General features: G+C 44.9%; 15 protein-coding genes. 7 read left to right on the top strand and 8 right to left on the bottom strand.

What is annotated here, in order from left to right; genetic code table 11:
- Positions 1-29: 29 nt before the first annotated feature.
- Entirely contained in the window at positions 30-587 is a 558-nt protein-coding gene (locus NST40_RS04420; protein ID WP_036680784.1) for a DUF1273 domain-containing protein, read from the bottom strand.
- 199 nt (positions 588-786) lie between these two features.
- Here NST40_RS04420 and NST40_RS04415 point away from each other — a divergent pair, with 199 nt between their 5' ends.
- Positions 787-1,470: a hypothetical protein gene (locus tag NST40_RS04415; protein WP_342410438.1), complete on the top strand. Its 684-nt coding sequence runs from the start codon at positions 787-789 to the stop codon at positions 1,468-1,470.
- A gap of 101 nt (positions 1,471-1,571) precedes the next feature.
- On the opposite strand, the gene NST40_RS04410 is transcribed toward NST40_RS04415, so the two are convergent.
- Positions 1,572-3,602, bottom strand: a complete 2,031-nt coding sequence (locus NST40_RS04410; RefSeq protein ID WP_342410437.1) for a beta-galactosidase — start codon at positions 3,600-3,602, stop codon at positions 1,572-1,574.
- Between the two features lie 119 nt (positions 3,603-3,721).
- Between NST40_RS04410 and NST40_RS04405 the strand changes: the two genes are divergently transcribed.
- Positions 3,722-4,555, top strand: a complete 834-nt coding sequence (locus NST40_RS04405; protein ID WP_256718995.1) for an AraC family transcriptional regulator — start codon at positions 3,722-3,724, stop codon at positions 4,553-4,555.
- A gap of 897 nt (positions 4,556-5,452) precedes the next feature.
- On the opposite strand, the gene NST40_RS04400 is transcribed toward NST40_RS04405, so the two are convergent.
- The 4 genes from NST40_RS04400 to NST40_RS04385 all read right to left on the bottom strand — a co-directional run bounded on the left by NST40_RS04400 (position 5,453) and on the right by NST40_RS04385 (position 10,659).
- Positions 5,453-7,444 carry a beta-galactosidase gene (locus tag NST40_RS04400; protein ID WP_341001217.1) on the bottom strand — a complete coding sequence of 664 codons (1,992 nt, stop codon included), beginning with the start codon at positions 7,442-7,444 and terminating at the stop codon, positions 5,453-5,455.
- Between the two features lie 137 nt (positions 7,445-7,581).
- The gene (locus tag NST40_RS04395) at positions 7,582-8,883 is read right to left on the bottom strand and encodes an extracellular solute-binding protein (RefSeq protein ID WP_094902687.1); all 1,302 of its coding nucleotides are present in this window, start codon (positions 8,881-8,883) and stop codon (positions 7,582-7,584) included.
- A 61-nt stretch (positions 8,884-8,944) separates the two neighbouring features.
- Complete coding sequence (locus NST40_RS04390) at positions 8,945-9,778, bottom strand: carbohydrate ABC transporter permease (protein WP_036680774.1); 834 nt, start codon at positions 9,776-9,778, stop codon at positions 8,945-8,947.
- Positions 9,778-10,659 carry a sugar ABC transporter permease gene (locus tag NST40_RS04385; protein WP_036680772.1) on the bottom strand — a complete coding sequence of 294 codons (882 nt, stop codon included), beginning with the start codon at positions 10,657-10,659 and terminating at the stop codon, positions 9,778-9,780. The genes NST40_RS04390 and NST40_RS04385 overlap by 1 nt, the downstream gene beginning before the upstream one ends.
- A gap of 136 nt (positions 10,660-10,795) precedes the next feature.
- Between NST40_RS04385 and NST40_RS04380 the strand changes: the two genes are divergently transcribed.
- Entirely contained in the window at positions 10,796-12,616 is a 1,821-nt protein-coding gene (locus NST40_RS04380) for a sensor histidine kinase (protein WP_076194393.1), read from the top strand.
- The gene (locus NST40_RS04375) at positions 12,613-14,274 is read left to right on the top strand and encodes a helix-turn-helix domain-containing protein (RefSeq protein ID WP_076219662.1); all 1,662 of its coding nucleotides are present in this window, start codon (positions 12,613-12,615) and stop codon (positions 14,272-14,274) included. Before NST40_RS04380 ends, NST40_RS04375 begins: the two co-directional genes overlap by 4 nt.
- Here the strand turns inward: NST40_RS04375 and NST40_RS04370 are convergent, their stop codons facing one another.
- Positions 14,275-15,444 (bottom strand): GDSL-type esterase/lipase family protein, encoded by a 1,170-nt coding sequence (locus tag NST40_RS04370; RefSeq protein WP_076129609.1) that lies wholly within the window; start codon positions 15,442-15,444, stop codon positions 14,275-14,277.
- Positions 15,445-15,568: 124 nt separating this feature from the next.
- A complete protein-coding gene (yicI, locus tag NST40_RS04365) occupies positions 15,569-17,890 on the bottom strand; it encodes an alpha-xylosidase (RefSeq protein ID WP_076219663.1) in 2,322 nt (773 codons plus the stop codon).
- A gap of 128 nt (positions 17,891-18,018) precedes the next feature.
- Here yicI and NST40_RS04360 point away from each other — a divergent pair, with 128 nt between their 5' ends.
- The 3 genes from NST40_RS04360 to NST40_RS04350 all read left to right on the top strand — a co-directional run bounded on the left by NST40_RS04360 (position 18,019) and on the right by NST40_RS04350 (position 20,841).
- Positions 18,019-18,909: an AraC family transcriptional regulator gene (locus NST40_RS04360; RefSeq protein ID WP_076129611.1), complete on the top strand. Its 891-nt coding sequence runs from the start codon at positions 18,019-18,021 to the stop codon at positions 18,907-18,909.
- A gap of 48 nt (positions 18,910-18,957) precedes the next feature.
- Positions 18,958-19,845 carry a helix-turn-helix transcriptional regulator gene (locus tag NST40_RS04355; protein WP_342410436.1) on the top strand — a complete coding sequence of 296 codons (888 nt, stop codon included), beginning with the start codon at positions 18,958-18,960 and terminating at the stop codon, positions 19,843-19,845.
- Positions 19,846-20,019: 174 nt separating this feature from the next.
- A complete protein-coding gene (locus NST40_RS04350; protein ID WP_342410435.1) occupies positions 20,020-20,841 on the top strand; it encodes a hypothetical protein in 822 nt (273 codons plus the stop codon).
- The last annotated feature ends 43 nt before the right edge of the window (positions 20,842-20,884 follow it).

Genomic DNA, 20,884 nt, shown 5'->3' with positions numbered 1-20,884 from the left:
TTTATTTCGCAATGTCTTCGTTCGTAGCTTTATTCATAATCTCGCTGATTTTCTTCATCGGCAATATTTTGAATCTCATCAGAATGAATAAGAAACAGCTCGTAGTCCCCCTCTGCATGCAGCTTCAGCGCTCGTTCTTTAAAAAACTTCGGGCTGCCTTCCGCCGCATCCTCATCATAAAAGAGCAATATCCCGTCACTTTTGCGGAACAACAAGTCATCTCTGGCCCTGAACTGCCAGCTGCCGTCATAAGGGGCATTACTGACCGCCCTGCAAAAGTCCGCACCCGCAATAATACGTCGGTATTCCTCCTGCTTCTCTTCCTTCCACTTCTCTTCCTGTCCAGTATGCGCCGTAATGATCCCCAATTTCAATTCAGGATATTGAGTCTTGAGTTCACATACCACCTCACAAGCCCAAAGATCGACACCATACTGGCCGGGGGTAATAATCCATTCGACGCCTTCTTCAATTAGCGGCTTTAATCTGTTAGACAGCGCCTTTTTGATATAAGGAATTCCCGGATGCTTATTGTCAAAAATACCGAGCTCATGCGCACGGTAGCCTGTTACGAGTAAATTCTTCATGTACTGCCTCTTTCCTGAACGTTGGTTATCTCTTACCATGACTTACCTTTGCAGAGTTTTATCCCACTTATATGATTATTATATAGCATTTACATGATCTATTTCTTTAGGCAAACTTTCAGCTGATCTTAAGCAGCCTTTCAGAACCGTCTGATATATTTCTCCTAATCAATCTAAAACTATTAAGGAGAGAAAATAAATGAAGAAATTAATACCGATTATGATCTCAGGAAGTCTACTCGCTTCTCTACTATTGGCTGGCTGCAGCACCAATTCGGAGTCCGAAGGAACAGCTGTTGCTAATAACCCAGCGAACACAACACCCGCAGACAACACTGAGGCACAGCAATCTCAAGGAAACGGTAATCAACAAAACGGCAGACCCGGCATGTCCATGAATTTCGGCAAGATTAAGAGTATTAGCGACAACACAATTACAATCTATACGTCAGAAATGCCTTCCCCGCCCGCACAAGGCACTGGAGATACGGCTGGAGCCGATATGCAGAACGGCCAGGCTGGTACTCCACAGGAAAAACCCGAAGGTGATCAAGGCTCAGAAAACGGTACACCTCCAGAGGGGGGAATACCGGAAGGCGGAGCCCTTGACGGCGGTGGACAAGGTGGTGGACCACAGGGCGGCGGGATGCAGCAAACCTTCTCCGAGGAAACCACAGATATTACAATTGATGCTGATACCAAAATTGTAACGATGACCTTTGACAATGGTACGCGTCAGGAGAACACGATCAGCTTAGCTGACCTGAAAGCTGATGACATTATCCAATATACGCTTAAATCAGATTCCACTGTGGCGGAGAGCATTACCTTAAGCAGCGGAACCCCAATGGGGATGGCTGAAGGCAAAAAGAGCAGCGACTGAACTACCAAAAAATAACAGAAAAAAATCCCCATCTACGATCAGCTTCAAAAAAGCGTTTTGTAGTGGGGATTTCAAATTTATATAGGTTAGACGAGACTCAACTATTTTTTATCCGACAAAATCAATACTCCACGACCCGGTACAACTGCTGAACCCCTGATTACATTACCTGTCAGTAGATCAGTACGCTCAGCTGCCCCAATATCCGCGCTTAAATCCCCGGCAGTGTGGTTCAGTAAGAACAAGTAAGATACGTCATCCTTCACACGTTGAACAGATTCGATACCTTCCGGTGCAGTTACCAGCGGTTGAATGTTCTTTTCGGCACATAGATTCGCTAAGAATCCTTGTAGGAATCCAGCTTCTGGGCTAGTCGCCACATAATAAGCTTTACCTTCGCCAAATTTATTCACAGTCAATGCAGGCATTCCTTTATAGAAATCAGAACCGTACTCCGCCAAAACTTCTGCCCCTTCGGCATGGATCAGATCGCAGAGCAGATCACATTTATAAGAACCACTCAAGCTACCCCACGTTTTATCCAGCACGAGCTCATTGCTCATACCTGGCAGTAATGCATCGATTTCCTCTGCCCAAATTCCAAGCACTTTACGTAACTCGCCTGGATAACCTCCAACCGTTACAAGGTCGTTCTCATTAACAATACCGCTGAAATAAGTCGTAATGAATGTGCCGCCCGCTTTTACAAAGGCTTCAACCTTCTCTGCAAAACCTGGCTTGACCATGTACATTACGGGTGCGATAACAATTTCATACTTGGACAGGTTCTCTTCGACCCCGATCATGTCGGCTTCGATATTTTGCTGATACAGCGCATCATAATATTTGTGGACTTCATTCACGTAATCCAAGGCAACCGACGGTCCGCTTGAGAGATCAAGCGCCCAACGATTTTCCCAATCGTAGATGATCCCTACTTTAGCTGCACTGCGCGCATCCAGTAGTTGATCTCCAAGCTGCTCCAGCTCTTTACCCAGCTCAGCACATTCACGGAATACCCGTGTGTGTTCATGACCCACATGCTCAATTACCGCTCCATGATACTTTTCACAAGCCCCTATCGAACGACGCAGTTGGAAGAACAACACAGTATCTGCACCACGCGCTACAGCCTGGTAACTCCATAGACGCATAACGCCTGGACGTTTCAAAGAGTTGTACGGTTGCCAGTTCTGCTGGCTCGGTGTTTGCTCCATCAGCATGAATGGTTGGCCATTTTTTAATCCACGCATAAGATCATGTGTCATTGCTGTAAAGCTGACCGGTGTGTCCAGTGAAGGATAGTTGTCCCAAGAAATTACATCCATATGCTTGGCCCACTCAAAATAATCCAGCTCCGGATAAAAGCCCATCAGGTTCGTTGTAACAGGTACGTTAGTGCTGTGTTCTTTGATCGCTTCGTATTCGATTTTGTAACATTCGAGCAAGCTATAAGACATAAACCGGCGATAGTCCAACGAGATTCCTTGGAAGTTAGTACGGTTACCGTTCCATTCTTCACTCAGCTCATTTGGCACCACAATTTCTTCCCAATCATAAAACGTATGTCCCCAAAAGCGTGTATTCCAAGCCTTGTTCAAAGCATCCAGCGAACCATAACGCTCCCTCAACCAGACACGGAAGGCAGCAGCGGACTGTTCGGAATAATCATAGCCACCATATTCATTAGAAATATGCCAAGCTACCAGTGCCGGATGATCCTTGTAGCGTTCTGCCAGCTTACCAGCCAGCTTCGCTGCATACTTGCGGTAAACTGAACTGTTCGGATTAGAGTTATGACGTCCGCCGAACTTACGTTTTCTGCCCTGCACATCGACACGGGTCACTTCAGGATAACGATGAGCCATCCAAGCTGGATGTGCTCCTGTTCCTGTAGCTAGACATACATAAGTTCCATTTTTATATAGTCTATCCATTAATTCATCCAATGAGGAGAAATCATAAGTATCCTCGGAAGGTTGGATTAAAGCCCAGGAAAACACATTAATTGTGGCAACATCAATTCCCGCCAGCTTGAACATCCGTTCATCCTCAGCCCATACTGGCGCATCCCATTGCTCCGGATTGTAGTCTCCACCGTACCAAATTTTAGGTAATTTATCGTTAATCACACTTCGCACACCCTTTATAGTATAATTATATATCTATTGTAAATGGTTAAGGTTGCCCTTTAAATATAAAATAATATCTCATACATATAAGAATATAGAACTAACAGGAGAGGATAACATTGTCCGAAATCATGCATCGCAGGATCGTATTCGTCCATGAAGGTGGACAGCACTTGCCAATCACTTTAGACAGTATGGGGCACAATCATGATCAGGAAAAAGTATCCCGCCCCGATGGTTATGACACGTATCATTGGCTTCAAACCTCAGAAGGTGAAGGGATCATCCATTTTGACAATAAAACCTTTTCCCTGCCCGAAGGCAGCGGCGTATTACTACTTCCTTATACACCCCATCTTTATGAGGCTTCCACCAAAAACTGGGGTACCTATTATCTAACGTTTGGTGGCGATTCGGCACACTCTATTTTGGAGACCCTTGGGATGAATAGTAATTCTTTTTACCGTTGGGAAAATGAAGCGCCTCTCCCCAATTTGCTGAAGGAAATGCTGGATCGTCATGATGCCTATCAGGATATGTTTGGTCTCGGCGCCTCCACAGATGCTTATCGTTTTTTGCTTACTTTGAGTAAATATGGCCAGCTTCAAAATAATACGGCGATTTCCCGCAATGTAGATAAGCTGCAGCCACTGCTAAAATGGATGGACAGCCATTATGGCGATCCTGATCTTGGACTGAACGATCTAGCCGATGAACTAGGCGTATCTGGGCGCTATCTTAACAACCTATTCGTCCAAACTTTCGGACTCTCGCCTTATGCCTATTTCGTACGGTTACGCATCCGCAAAAGCAAAGAAATGCTCGTAAGCCAACCCGATCTTACGGTAAAAGCTATCTCCCAGCTAGTCGGCTTCCGCGATGTCAGCCATTATGTAGCCACTTTTCGCAAGCAATCCGGGACTACGCCGGAGCAATTTAGACGCCTACATTAAATATGCCCCGCCTGCTGTGGAGAAATTGCTCGCTGCGAATATGCGGCTAGAACGTAGTAAGAGTATGGTATGCGCTACTATTGTGTAGAATTGGGCGGTACGGTGAAGTGCGGTACGGTACGGTGGCTGGGTGCATTTGGCTGCGAGTGTACGGCACCTGTGAGATGGATCGTGCAGATCTGCACATGGTGGACTCCTTGTGAAAATCTGCTCATGTTGGGGACTCCATTGTGCAGCTCTCTTCAGTCAGTATGAGTAAGTCAGACGAAATAATTGCACTTTGTACACTTAAAATAGCCTGCACGGCAGATATTATCCATATAAGTGTATTCTGTGCAACTATATTCTCGGAATATGGCCTTGCAGCGGGATTAGCCAATTTTTAGCTGCACAAAGTGCAACTAAAACCAATTAAATACTCCAACACTTCAAATAAGTGTACGAAGTGCAACTATTTTCTGTTGTGCTTCTGTTGTGCTTCTGTTGAAGTTTCTACATGCCCTACTCCACTCATTTTTTACTCCACACTTCCACTTACTTCACTATTCCTACCCCACACATTCCCCTACACCGCTCTTCCCTTACTCCACACATCCCTCACTCCATCTTCACCAACCTCACTTTACCCTACTCCACACATCCCTCACTCCATCTTCACCAACCTCACTTTACCCTACTCCACACATCCCTCACTCCATCTTCACCAACCTTCACTTCACCCTACTCCACACATCCCTCACTCCATCTTCACCAACCTCACTTCACCCTTACTCCACACATCCCCCACTCCATCTTCACCAACCTTCACTTCACCCTACTCCACACATTCCCCACTCCACTTTCCCCTCTCCTGCCACACTCCCAAACCCACTCCAAAATCTCTTTACTCAAAACCACTCAAATCTCCAGCACCTCAACACCATACGGCTCGAGCTGGAGCTCTCCCGATCGAATCTTATTATCCAGCAGGCTGCTGTATTCTCGTGGCAACGGAACGATCACCGACTCGCGGCTCAGATTAAGCAGGAACAAGAAGCTTCCCTGATCTCCAGTCCGCACGGAGGCTTGTACTCCGTTTGGCAATCCTGCAAAGCATAACAACCCTTTTTCCTTAGCCAGGTTCTCCAATAGAACTGACCAGTATTGCTCTTCCGCATGGGTTCCAAAGTAATAAACCTGACCTTTGCCGAAGGAATTAACAGTTACAGCGGGTGTGCCGCGATAGAAATCATCACCATACCAGGCAATTGGCTGGGCCACTACAGGTCGGAGGATGTCGCACCACTGCGTACATTCATATGGGTTACCCTCCGCATCCACGATGACATGTGTTTCAACGCCAATCGGATCATACTCCAGCACTTCAACGCCGGTACAATAGCTCAGCTGCCCAGGCAGCGGTTGCATGACTGCGATGTTGTTTATATTTTTGACGCCACTACGGTTGGTGATCAGCAAGGTCCCGCCAGCGAGGGCAAAATCCTCCAGATTACGTACGATCTCCTCATCCAGCAAATATAAATTTGGAGCGATTACTACTTTGTATCCATCAAGCGGTTGTCTGAGGTCGATAACATCGCAGCCCATGCCAAGCTTGGTCACCGCCCGGTGAATCTGCTTAATGTTCTCATAATAATCAAAGCCCTCTGCCTGCGGCTGAATATCCAGCGCAGCCTTCTCTTCATGAGAATGGAGGATAGCCACTTCGTTTTTCAGCATCGTTCCTTGGAGCTTGCCGCTCAGCCCATTAACCTCATGACATAGCTGCGTGAACTCCGCTAATCTGCGTCCGGGAACATTGCTGTGATCAATCAGCCCGTGCCAGAATTGTTCTGCTCCTGAAGTTGCACTTCTCCAGCGAAAATGAACAACAGTATCCGCACCTCTAGCAATCGCCTGCCATGCATAGGCACGAATTAGTCCCGGATAAGGGGTTCGCCACATCGGCATCCAACAACCCGGAGATCCACTCAGCTGCTCCATGATCCAGAAGTTTTGGCGTTTGATGCCACGGGTTACGTCCAATGAAAGTGCTCCGCTATAAGGCGTTGTCTCTTGTTTGGTTGGCGAAGTATTCGGATAATAATCAAACGCAGCCACGTCCAGATCTGCACCCACTGCGTACATATCGAGACGCTGCGGATAGCTGTGAAAGTTATGGGTTATGAAATGCTCTGGACAAATCATACGCAAAATATTGATCTGCGCTGTCTGAAACGCTACCACCGAATCCCACTGAAACCGCTGAAAGTCCAGCAGAAAAGATGGATTCTGATGAGGTGATCCGCCCAACGGCACGGTAAGCTCATTCCAATCGCTGTACTCCCCGCTCCAAACAACGGTTCCCCATTCTGCATTGACCTCAGCCAGTGTTCCGTATTTAGCTTGTACCCATGCTCGAAAAGCAGTATTACAAGCGTCACAATGACAATCCAACATGCCAAATTCATTATCAGTCTGCCAGCCTATGACGGCCGGGTGTTCACTGTAACGTTCGGCAAGACGCAGAATAATACGGCTGCCATACTCACGCAGCGATGTGCTGTTATAGCAGCGGTGTCCACGTACCCCCGGGTGAAAAATCTCTCCATTAGCAAACACCGGAAGCACATCCGGAAATTTCGTCGTTAACCATCTTGGTGGTGTAGCTGTTGGCGTACCCATCACAACCTGCAGATCATATTGATGAAAAAGGTCCAGCGCACGGTCCAGCCACTCAAACTGGTAATTCCCCTCAGCCGGCTCCAGTCGGCTCCATGCGAACTCAGCAACCCGGACTACTTTAACACCTGTTTCTTTCATCAACTTGATATCTGGTTCCCACATGGATTCATCCCAATGCTCCGGGTAATAGTCCACACCCATCTGAACATGATCATATCGTTTCATTGGCGCTTCTCCCCATCCCTTGATAATCAGCCCTGTTTCCCAAAAAAAGCGCTCCCCGTCTCAAATTGATGAGGTATACGGAGAGCGCTTCTGTTAACCACTAATATCCATTAAATCTTCTCTATAATGTGCTTTACTTATTTTTTAAGCTTGTCCCATGCAGCTTGCATACCAGTCATCCAACCGTTAACGTCAACCTTGTCAGCAATGAACTGTTGAATCACGCTGGCAAATTCTTGCGTTACACCATCAGGGAATTTAGAGGATTGCAGGCCATAAACTTTGTTTTCTTTTACATAGTTCCATACGTCTGCTCCAAGCATACCGATGTCTTCAGGTGTTGCTTCGATTGTGGACAAAGCAGGGATGAATTTCCATTTTTTAACGATGTACTCTTTACCCATATCGGAAGTTACCAACCAGTTCAAGAACGTTTTTGCTTCTTCTTTAGAACCGGATTCTTTGTTGACTACAAGGTTCGCAGGGATACCAACAGTCATTTTGTCATTCTTCTCAGCATCTTCATTGATTGGCATAGGGAACATGCCAATGTTCATATCAGGAGTGATGTTATCAACAAGAGTTTGTGCCCAGTTACCTTCTTGCATCATTGCAGTTTCGCCTTTTGCGAACATTGCCAGGTGAGTGTTAGCATCTGTGGTCAAAGGATTCTTTTGTCCGTATTGTAAAGTCAGTTTGAGATACTTGCTCCACTCTTCAAACGTTTTATTGCCTACAATTGTACCAGTTCCTTCATTCAAACCTTTGATGAATTCATCTACATTATCTTGTTGTGCAAAGGCTACGCTGATCCCTTGGTTACCTAGCAGCCACCATTCCTGATATGCATTACCAAAAGGAGTTACGTCGATAGCTTGCAGCTTTTTAGCTGCTTCTTCAAGCTGTGACAATGTTTTTGGAGTTTCAGTGATTCCCGCTTTAGCGAACAAGTCCTTGTTATACACAATACCGATACCCTCAAGGTTCATTGCCATACCGTATACTTTGCCATCTTTAGTCATAGGCTCTGCAGCCATAGGAATCAGATCTTTTACCCAAGGTTGGTCGGACAGATCTTCCATCTTGTCTCCCCAAAGTTCCATTTCTGCATATCCACCATTGGAGAAAATATCAGGCGCATCGCCGGAAGCGAATTTAGTTTTCAATGCTGCTGCGTAGTCCGCACCACCACCAACTGTTTGGATATCCAGCTTGATGTTAGGGTATTCTTTTTCGAATTCAACCTTAAGCTCATTGAGGCCTTCTACGATTTCAGTTTTGAATTGGAAGATCTTAACGGTCTTCACTTCACCTGAATTTGTGCCAGCGCTTCCATTTTGTGAGTTACTAGAAGCGTTATTATTACCACCACATGCCGTTAGAGCTAAACTCATTGCCATTACTGCTGATAGAGCAACTGCGGAGTGTTTCTTCTTCATTATATATTCCCCCTTAAAATAGTGGACTGCTTAAAAAATATTTGGAACGGAGGGCTCGGTGTTAACCTTTCACCGAGCCAGCCGCTATTCCCTCAACAATGTAACGTTGCATAAACAGGTAGAAAATGATAATTGGTGCGACCCCGATTACGAGAGCCGGAAGTGCCATATCCCATTGTTTGGTATATTGACCAAAGAAGGAGAAAGTCGCTAGTGGAATGGTCCGAAGCTCTGGTGCCTGAAGAATCAAGGATGGCAACAGATAGTCATTCCATATTCCAAGTGCATTTAGCACGATTGTTGTCATCACCATTGGCTTCAGCAAAGGAAGCACAATACGGAAGAACACGGTAATAGGATTACATCCATCTACTGTAGCCGCCTCTTCAATTTCAAGAGGAACGGACTTGATAAAGCCGTGGAACAGGAAGATCGCCATCGGAACACTGATTCCTAGATTCGTGATAATCAAACCAAGGAAAGAGTTGTTTACTCCAATAACATTTACGACCTTCAGAATAGGAATCATAATCGTTTGGAACGGAACTACCATTGCTGCTACAAAGATAAGCAGCAAGAACTGATTGAATTTCGTATTCGCCCGAACCATACGATAGGATGCCATCGCACTGAACAGAGAGATTAGAATAACACTGATCACTGTGATAATAACCGAGTTTCGGAATGCTTCACCGAAACGGGCTAATTTCCAGGCGGTTGAATAGTTCGACCACATAAATACTTTTGGCCAGCTTGCCGCATCACTCAGAATTTCACCGAAGGATTTCACCGAGTTTGCGAGCAAGAAATAGAATGGAGAGAGAAAGAGCAGCGCCAGAAGGATCATTATCACTTCCGTACCAATATTCCATCTCTTTTTTTCCGTAGGTTTCATTACGCTTCAACCTCCTTGCTCTTCGTGATACGGACCTGAATCAGAGTAATGATGGCTACAATTACAAAGAACAGCAGCGCTTTTGCAGTACCCAGCCCGTAACGATTGTTCAGGAAGGCTTCATTGTAAATATTCATAGCAACGGATTCCGTCGATTTGAACGGTCCGCCCTTCGTCAAGGACAAGTTAAGGTCAAACATTTTGAATGACCAGGAGATGGCCAAGAATAATCCGATAGTTACAGCAGGCATAATTAGCGGAACTACGATATTGCGTAGCACCTGCCAACGGGAAGCACCATCAATATCAGCCGCTTCTAGTACTTCTTTAGATACGTTACTCAACGAGGCAATGTAGATAACCATTAGATAACCGGAAGACTGCCAAACAAAGACCATTACAATCGCCCAGAATCCTGTTGTGGCATCACCGAGCCAAGGAAGATTAAAGAAGGACCATCCTGTCAGGTCGCCCATAGTGGCGAACCCTTTGATGAAGATAAATTGCCAGATGAAACCAAGCAACAATCCCCCGATAACGTTCGGCATAAAGAAAATAGTCCGAAGCATGTTACGTGTCTTTAAAGGTTTAGTTAACAGATAAGCTAAGAAGAAGCCTACCACGTTAGTCAAAATCACACCTAACACCGTAAATCTTACCGTGAACCAAAAGGAAGACCAGAAGTCAGGGTCATTTGAGAAAATAGTGGAAAAGTTTTGAAATCCGACCCAACTTACATTACCGGATACACCGTTCCAATCTGTGAAAGAGTAATACATCCCCATCAAAAATGGGATAATCGTTATTAAGGTAAAAAACAAAACTGCCGGACCAACGAAAAAAAGCTGTTGACCTAACTGGGACAACTTAGTGCCGCGCATTTATTGCCCCCCCCTTTCTTTTGCTCACTTACTTGTTTATGCTTTATACACATATTATCTGTTTTTTTCAGGGTACCTCACACCTACTAAAGTGATCTTTCAGGTGTAAAATATTGATCGGATGTGACAAATTTCGATGAAATGGAACACGATTCGCACAAAATTGATCGTTTTTATCCTACTGCCAACGTTAATCTGTATTATGGCCACCATGTTTATTAGCTATCACTATAGCACTCAATCCCTAAGAACAAGGGCAGTAGATGAGAATACGAACCTCCTCTTTCAAGGCAATAGAAACATCGAAAGTCTGATTCAGGAGATCAATCGTCTCTCCCTTATCGTCTATTCAGATTCAGATTTCTACAGACTGCTCGAAGCGGGATATGAGGATATGGCAGCAAATACACGAATTTATTCTTCTCTAAATTACATTTCTTCATCCATGCCAGATATATCCCAGGTGTATCTTTACGGTGTAAAGGATAGAAAAGCCACTTTGCTCACCCAAAATACACCCAAACGTTGGCAGGGTATCCCCCCTTATGCCGACTCAGAGATCACTAGCAGTTCTCCTGTGTTTATACAAAGTACACATATAAGTCACAGCTATGGCCTAACCTCACCTATCCCGCAACTCATACCGGAGCCTGTGTTTACATTGCATAGACGAATTGAAAGGATTCCAACTACCACCCCACTCGGCTTCCTGTCGATCGATGTTAAGCTAACGGCTCTTACCGACATCGTCAGCCAGTTATATGATCAGAAGCAGGAGAACATTTGGCTGCTGGATGGCGATGGCAGGATTGTATACGGAAGCAACAGTGAGGAATACGGCAAGCGCCTACACGCTTCTTGGTACAACAAGCAAATCGCCACAAATCAAAGCTCGCAAGGGTATTTTGAAGAGGAAGATGCTGTGTTTATTTACCAAAGAATCGAAACCCAAGGTTTAAATTGGACCCTCGTGAAGCAGATTCCTACGTCCTATCTTTTCCGGGAAGCCAATGAGGCGGCAGCGATCAATATATTCCTCCTTGTTCTACTTTTGATTACAATTGCCACGTTAACGACCCTGATCTCTTTTCGAATCACGGCTCCTATCAAGCAGTTGACTCGTTACATGAATCAGGTGCAGACCGGTAATCTTGATGTTGAAATTCAACCTATGGGCAAAGATGAGATTGGCGTGGTTACCGAGCGATTCCGCAGTATGATGGACACGATCAACAACCTGATTTTAAGAGAGTACAAGCTGGAATTGTCCAATAAGACCAATGAACTGCGGGCACTGCAGGCACAAATCAACCCGCATTTTTTGAATAACACGTTACAGATCATTGGCACGCTGGCCTTAGAGCTTAAAGTGCCCCAAATTTACTCACTTCTTTCAGCTCTAGCCAAAATGATGCGCTACAGCATGTACAATGAGGAGAAGATCGTAACTGTTAAGGATGAGCTGGATCATGTCAAAGCCTACATTGAACTGCAAAAGGAACGTTTTGAAAATAAGTTCAGTTTCCGCTACGATATGGAGGAATCACTTTTAGAGACGTTTATGCCGAAAATGATTTTACAGCCTATTGTAGAAAACTATTTCAAACACGGCTTTAATCTTTCCCGCAGTGACGGATTCATTGAAATCACCGCAGCAAGAGTGGATGACAACCGGATGGAAATCTGTATCCAAAATAACGGAAATGCGATCCCTTCAGCGAAGTTAGATCTTTTAAAGCAGAAGCTACAGCATCCTACTAGAACAGATATAGATTTATTAAGAAATACAGAGCAAACCAAGGAAGCTACAGGATCAGGTATTGGTCTGCCGAACGTTCTGGCTCGACTCAAGTTTGTGTGCGGAGATAGTGCCACTTTAACTGTGGATAACCTTAGAGCAGGCGGAGTAGTAGTGAAATTGGAAATTGAAATTATAGCGGAGCGTGAAAAGATATGAAGGCGTTGATTGTTGATGACGAGGCAAGAGTTAGAAAGGCAGTCAGACTGCTTGTCGACTGGGACGCCCATCAAATAGATGAAATTCTGGAAGCCGGAAATGGAAATGAAGCCATCGAGATCATCCGGCAGGCTAAACCAGCATTAGTCATTATGGATATGATGATGGAATCAGGTAATGGGATAGAGTTAATGACCTGGGTGAACGAATTCGCCGGCAACACTAAGTTTATTGTAGTCAGCGGACATAATGATTTTGAGTTCGTACGGCAGACTGTGCGGCATGGGGGTATTGATTATATCCTGAAACCTATCGAAGCCGAGGCAATCAATGTAGCGGTAGCTAAAGCAGTTGCAGCCTGGCGCTCAGAAGAAGACGACCGAAGCGAACGGCAGAAACAGAGTATTCAGCTTAATGAGTTCAAGCCCATTTATGGGGAAAAGCTATTATCTGCACTAATTGATGATCCGATCAATTCTGATTTATCTTTGCGGAGGTTATGCAGTGATGGTATCATTCCGGAAAACATCCATTCCGCTCGGTTAATATTGGTGCAGACAGATGCGGGTAACAATCCGTTGATTAAACGTTTTGGCGGAGACACCGAGCTAATGAACTACGCTATCGTCAATATTTGTAATGAATTTTTGCACAGTCCGCTTAAGGGTGTTGCTTTTCGTTATTGGGGAGGTCCTCCGGAGATTGCGATTATTCTGTGGGATATTCAAACCTCTGTGGTCGAGCTAATAGGCAGAATCAATCATGGCATCTACTCTACCTTGCAGGTCCGAATGCATTTTGGAATCAGCAGCATCGGCAACTTACCTAAGCAGTTACCTTATCAGCGTGCAGAGGTGGCAGAGGCCTTACAACGCCGAAACTTATTAATTCATGAGGATTACTGCCATTTCTCCTCTTCCTCCGAGGAGTTCAGAGATCGTAAAGAGATCGCCAAAGCAGAGGTTCGCGGTAATGTATCAACAACGAACTTTGCTGACGTCAAGGAAGATTGGAAAATGGCAGTCATCAGCGGAAGTCCAGAGATATTATCAACAGCTGCGCAGCACTGGGTAGATGAGCTTAGCCGAGGTGGGGTTGTGACACCAGAAATCCTAAACTCATGGAAAAATGATGCTCTACTATTTCGTTCCCAGCTGGTACGGGAAATGTTAGGCCCTGAAGCTGAAGGCGCACTGGCCGAGCTTGAACAGGCCGACCAGCTTCACCCAGCTCCTTATACGAACGGTTACTCGTTCTCCTTATTCGCTTGGCGTGACTGGTCGTATACCCTAATGCAGGAGCTGGCCGAAGTAATCGCCCTGAAACAAGCTAAAGAACGTAATCCGATGCATGATATCGTCAAATACATCGAGCTTAATTACGCTTCCGACCTGTCCTTACAGGAAGTGGCCGGAAAGTTTTTTGTTAGCCGTGAATATATTTCTCGCCGATTCAAACAGGAATACGGGATTAACTTCTCCGACTTTATTGTTAATATTCGAATAGATAAAGCTAAACTACTATTGCAGAATCCTCGTCTGAAGCTGGCCCAAATCTCCGAAATGGTCGGTTTTCATGATGTTAAATATTTCAGCAAAGTGTTTAAGAAACAGGTTGGATCTTCACCTAAGGACTACCGGGACACATTTAAGAGTTGATCAATACCAGTTTAAAAAGGCGTCCGCAACCGTCTTACCGGCTATGCCGTTCGGATGCGGGTCGTCTTGTCCACTCATATATTCCGGTCTGATCCGGTGATCGTCTGGTGCAGGCAACGATAATAGGCTTGCTATATCAAACACACGGTCTACTCCAGCGGGTGGGTTAGTCAGGATTTCATGATTCACTCTACGCCAAGTCTCTTCTCTTGCCTCCTGAAAATTAAACGGCGGCACCGTACTTAGAATAATACTAGCATCAGCATTTGCTGTTTTGATCTTAGCAATAATAGTTGTCAGATCACCAAGTAACTCATCTGCAGAGCGGCAGCCAATATCAATATCATTTACGCCGAGGACAATCATCAGTTCATCACTCTGTTTAGCTTTGTGAAGCCAAGGGCCATCCGCAGCTACATCATACGCTCTAGCCCAGCCTGAGCCGAGATTCCATACACCAATCTCTGCACCAAGACCATCCGCAATTCTCGCTGCCCAATATTCGTATCCGTCCTTTAATGTCCGCACACCTTGAGTAATCGAATCTCCCAAAAATACTAGCTTCTTATTCACAGCTTTCTTATATCCGATATAGCTTGGCAGTACCAAAAGCTTGTCAGATTCTGTAAACCCATCGGCTGATTCCTGTGCAGCCAGATTTCCGGGCGCATCATAAGCGGTTGCCAGCATCCCTTCTACGTTGAAAGGAATGGATTTGCCCGCAGTAGTTGTCTTAATCGTCCATGTAAACGCTAAGTAATGGCCATCAGGTAGGTTGATGCTTGTCTCATCACTCCAGAAGCATTCACCGGCCGCTACTGACTTGGAGACATTGCCTTCAAAAGTGACAGCATGTTGTGTATGCTCAATAATAGCTCCGTTTGGCTCAGTGCCCCCATCCGCGATAAAAGCCGATTCGATCACCCAACTGCCCCCAGGTTCACTGCCCGAAGCTTCAAGCCCTTGATCCCAGGTGGAATCCACCGCATTGCTATGCCAAAATTTCAGCTGCACCGGGCCGTTTTCCCGTAAACGAATATAAGTCCGGAAGGTATGTGTAAAAGGTTCTTGCCTATTCATAATAAAATTAGCGGCGGTTGAAAGAACCGTAGCAGAGGTATAGTCCGTCTGATTCAAAACTCCACTTCCCTTAATTAAATTAGTATTCATAACGTTTCCCCCGTTATTAGTTAAGATTGTAACACTAAAACCTCTCCTATAAACCAGGGAACGGATCATTCACCCAATCTACAAGAGAGGTTATGGCTATATCAATATGCTTTAAGAAATCATCTTATTTCAATGTAATGGTAAACGATGCGGATTTTGCACCTGCGTTTACTTTCACTCTAGTCTCATCCACTTGCTCTGCACCTTCTACGGAAGCGATAGCTCCCAGATCTTTAAGGGAAAGCGAGAATTCTTTACCGCTGCCTTCTGCAGTAACTGTTACGCTGTTGCCTTTGCGGGCAGCCTTCACAGTCAATTCAGGAGCACCTTTAAGATCACGTACGGTTGCAGAAGTAGTAGTACCTTCTTCAAGTGAATACAGGCCAAATTTCACGCCATCCGCAAAGTCATAATCCGGTTTGTTGTCGATGCTGCCGATTGCCAGCAAGGAGTTCTGACGAACGAACAGTGGCAGGCTGAAGAAATCATATTTCTCTTTGCGCCATGATCCGCCTTGTACAGTTTCACCAGATAACAGGTGAGTCCAGCGACCTGCTGGCAGATAGTATTTCACTTCGCCGTTTTCTTGGAAAATAGGCGCTACGAGCAAGGAATCACCCAGCATGTATTGGCGATCGAGTACTTCACATGTTGGATCTTCCGGGAATTCCATAACCATCGCCCGCATAGAAGCCCAGCCATGCTCTGCAGCCTGCCCAGCCACATCATACAGGTAAGGCATCAAGCTGCATTTAAGCTTCGTGAAGAAGCGGGTAACATCACAAGCTTCATCATCGTACGCCCAAGGCACACGGTACGAAGTGCTGCCGTGCAGACGGCTGTGGCTGGACAACAGTCCAAAAGCTAACCAGCGTTTAAATACATGTGCCGGAGCAGTGTTCTCGAAACCACCGATATCGTGACTCCAGAAACCGAAACCGGACAAGCCCAGAGACAAACCGCCGCGAAGGCTTTCTGCCATGGATTCATAATCTGCGTAGCAATCTCCGCCCCAGTGAACTGGGAATTGTTGGCCGCCAGCAGTTGCAGAACGTGCGAACAATGCTGCCTCATTCTTACCAAGCTTCTCTTCCAATACTTCAAATACAACTTTGTTGTACAGTTGAGTGTAGTAGTTGTGCATTTTCATCGGATCAGATCCGTCGAAATAAACTACATCTGTAGGAATCCGCTCACCGAAGTCTGTCTTGAAGCTGTCTACGCCCATATCTACCAAATCACGCAGGTAGCCGGCATACCATTCACAAGCCGCAGGGTTAGTGAAATCCACCAGCCCCATACCCGCTTGCCACAGGTCACATTGATAAACATCGCCGTTAGGCTTTTTGATCAGGTAGCCGTTTTTCTTGCCTTCTTCAAACAAGCGTGAACGTTGACCAATATAAGAGTTGATCCATACGCAGATCTTCAGGCCTTTTTCCTTCAGGCGTTTCAGCATGCCCTCTGGATCTGGGAATACACGTTTGTCCCATTCAAAATCAGTCCATTGATACTCACGCATCCAGAAGCAGTCAAAGTGGAATACATGCAGCGGCAGATCACGTTCTGCCATACCTTCTACGAAGGAATTTACAGTCTCTTCATCATAGTTGGTAGTGAACGAAGTTGTCAGCCACAAGCCAAAAGTCCATGCTGGTGGAAGCGCTGGTTTACCTGTAAGAGCAGTATAGTTGCTAATAACGTCTTTAATGGTAGGTCCATCAATCACAAAGTATTCCAAGCTTTCTCCAGCTACGCTGAATTGGGCTTTTTTTACTTTTTCTGAAGCGATTTCATAGGAAACCAATTCCGGATGATTCACGAATACGCCATAACCTTTGCTTGATACGTAGAAAGGAATGTTTTTGTAAGCTTGCTCAGAGCTAGTGCCGCCGTCTTTGTTCCAGATATCAACGGTTTGTCCATTTTTCACGAAAGCGGTAAAACGTTCGCCCAGACCATATACGAATTCGCCTACGCCGAGATCCAGCTCATCACGCATGTACGTGTTACCGTCTTGGTCGGTGATGTAAGCCATGGATTTAAAGCCACTGCCTGTAATACGTTCTTCGCCGCGATAGAAATCCACCGCCCATTGTTCGCCTTTGCGAATCACTACACGAAGTCCGCCGCTGATCAGCACGGTTTCGAGATCCGTTTCTTCAATCTTCACATGATCGCCAGTACCTTTAGTCAGTTCGAAAACCGGACCACGTTCCTGTACACCATCATGATGAATAATTTTAATGCCTACCACGCCTGGAAGCGGGGAATGGAATTTTACAGTAAGCAGGGTTGAATTCAGCGTTGCTGCGCGCCCTGTGATTGGAGTCGTTTGTGTAATTGCTGTTAATCCTTCGGGAGTCTTTTCTACAACATAATTTTGAACTGCGCCGTTAATCGTGATACCTTCACGAACCAGCCAGAGTCCATCAGTAAATTTCATTGTGTACTTGCCACCTTTCAATTTGGTGTTTATAGTTGCATTATACCGATAAAAAATGAACAAAACTAATACTATATAGCTCATTTATAACACTATTTTGATGTTTTTCTAAGAAAAGAGGCCTTTATATGGACCGTACAACTCAGAGTTTGCTAAAAGAAAACAGAGTTCATGGAGATAGTATGTTTCCACTCGCAGCTTATTGGATAGAACTTCCATCCGGAACGCATGTACTCGATACACATTGGCATGAAGAAGCGGAGTTCTTTATGCTGCTAGAAGGAGAAATTCTGTTCCAAGTAGACACAGAATATTTTCCACTCCGCGCGGGCGAAGCGGTATTTATCGAATCTGGCGATATACACGCCGCCTATGTGCTGAACGAAGACACCCCCTGCAAATTCTGTGCGCTTGTATTTCTGCCTGATCTTTTGGCTAGCGCCCAGTACGATACGATCCAGCAAAACGCGATTTTGCCACTGCAAGAGAAACGCCAGAGCTTTCCGAGACATATTACACCCGATGTCCCTTGGCAGCAGGAGCTGCTTCATCATCTGGAGCAAATGATGGAGGCATACGCTAATAAAATGCCCGGATTTGAGACCTTTATGAAAGGAACTTTGCTAATCATGCTTTCCAAGATTACCGCAGAGGGCCGATTTGAGAACCGCAGCCAATCAGATGATGCTGATACCACCAAAATTAACCGCCTTAAAAAGGTGATTCTTTATATCCAAGATAACTATCAGGAACCGATCCGTACCCGTGATCTATCAGAGCTTATTCCCATGAGCGAGGGGCAATTCTGCCGCTTCTTCAAAATGATGACTCGTAAAACGCCGGTCGATTACATCAACTCATACCGGATTCGCCAGGCTGCCGATCTGCTGCAACAAAGTGAAAGAAAAATATCCGACATCGCATTCGAGGTCGGATTTGATAATGTAAGCTATTTCATAAAGGTTTTCCGTAAAGCGATGAAATGCTCGCCTTCGGAGTTCAGGAAAGGTGCAGGCTAGTTTCATCTACATCATAAAAAAACGATGGATTCCAATTGGAGGCTCGCGATGAACTCACCGATTCTTAGCTTTATCACACCGCCTATTCCTTATTTCATAGACTGTGGCCGTGCTCACTACAATACTGGAGACTATCATATCAGTCGTAATTGCATCGGCGTATTTGATCTAATCATTGTTAAAAAGGGGATGTTGCCCATCGCCGAGAATGAGGTGCACTGGGAGCTAAAGGAAGGAGAATTCCTCATCCTTCGTCCAGATGCCCATCACTATGGCTTTGCCCCTTGTCCTATCGAAACAGAAATCATCTGGATTCATTTCCAGACCTTCGGCAGCTGGATCGAGTGTCAGGATATGAACGAATGTCTGGAGAATCAGAGCGAGCTCATCGAAAGCCATAAACAAAAAGCTTATTTAAATCACTGCGATGTATGCTCGATCTTTATTCCGAAGTATATGGAAATATCAGAGAAGGCAATGGAGGTATTAGAGTTCTTTTTCCATCTGGAACAAGAACCCCAGTCGATGCGCAACTGGAAGCGCCAAGCCTCCTTTCAACAGTTCCTGCAATTCTTGGACCGCGATCTGGCCGAGGCATCCGATGCAACCGCCATTCATCTTGCCGAGAAGATTGAATTGTTCATTCGGCAAAATTATACTCGTGATGTCTCTAACTCCTTACTTCAAAAAGAACTTAACTATCATCCTAACTATCTCGCCAAAAACATGCTAAAAATATACGGTGTGACCCCTATGGCCTATCTCCTGTCCTATCGTCTAGAACAATCCAAACGGCTGTTAATTCAAACTTCCTGGTCCATTGCCCGCATCGCTGAAGAGGTTGGCTTCCATCATATTACTTACTACTCTTCCTGCTTCTCCAAGAAAGAAGGCATTTCTCCCTCTAACTTTCGACAAAAATTCACCGGTAAATAGACATTACAAAGCCTGAAATGGAAAATATCTTCCTCTTCCGGGATAGTTTGGACAAAAAAGCTGTTAAGCGTCCATCAAACAACGCTGCGGCTAACAGCTCTCTTTATTAAATATTACTGCTGATTTGCCGATATATTATAGATAGATCTTATCGTCGTAGGAGGATAATGAACCATGCATATAACGAATATGACCTCATCTATGGGAACGAGGTTTAATGTATCTGTTAGTCACCAAACTAATGATAAAACTATGAAATCAAACAGCAATACTAGTGGTAATGGTAATGGTAATGGAGATAAATTATCAATAAGTAAATCTGCAAAGGCTGCTTTTCAAAATCAATCCAAAATGGACGGAATGGTTAACTCCCTGCTTAAACAAAAACAAAATATCATCGACAGTAAGAACAGTCTGATTGAAAGAACTACCAAAAGTTCACATAATCTCGAATCTATTCAAGATCAACTTAAAGAGTTCGACAAGCAGCTCCAAACGATTGACCAACAAATTGCAAAATACAGCTTCGAAGAGCAACAAAAGAACTTAGAAGATGCTCAAAAAGCTAATCCAAAGGATGAACCTAAAACCGAGCAAGAGATACAGAACGAAAGATTGAATACGATTGTTTCTGTAAGCCAAGATGTTAGCCAAATGGAGGTAGTTTCTTCTACCCACACTAAGATGCGTGGCGAGGCAAAAGTTCTGACCAAGGAAATAGAGCTGGATGAGGCTCGTTCTACTCATTCCGCAACAGCCAAACGGGAGCAGTTATCCAAAATCGAAACTAAACTATCGGAAATGAACGAAACGTTAGGCGATGCCATGAAAGACACGGGAGATAAAATTAAAGATCAGATCGATAAAGCAGGTTCAACAGAAATTAAACCTTTTGAAGAGAACACCAATGAGCGGACAGAACAATTAGCTACCTATCAAGAAATTCAACGTTTAGCCGAAGAATCTGATAAGTCGCAGCTAGAAGTACTAATCTAACAAGGGCAAGAATCTCTATATAAAAAAGCAATCGGATCTCCTC

The sequence above is a fragment of the Paenibacillus sp. FSL R10-2778 genome, from assembly GCF_038593035.1.
GTDB classification, from domain to species: domain Bacteria; phylum Bacillota; class Bacilli; order Paenibacillales; family Paenibacillaceae; genus Paenibacillus_AQ; species Paenibacillus_AQ odorifer.
The sequence above is the reverse complement of the archived record's forward strand: the minus strand, read 5'-3'. Positions and strand labels throughout refer to the sequence as shown.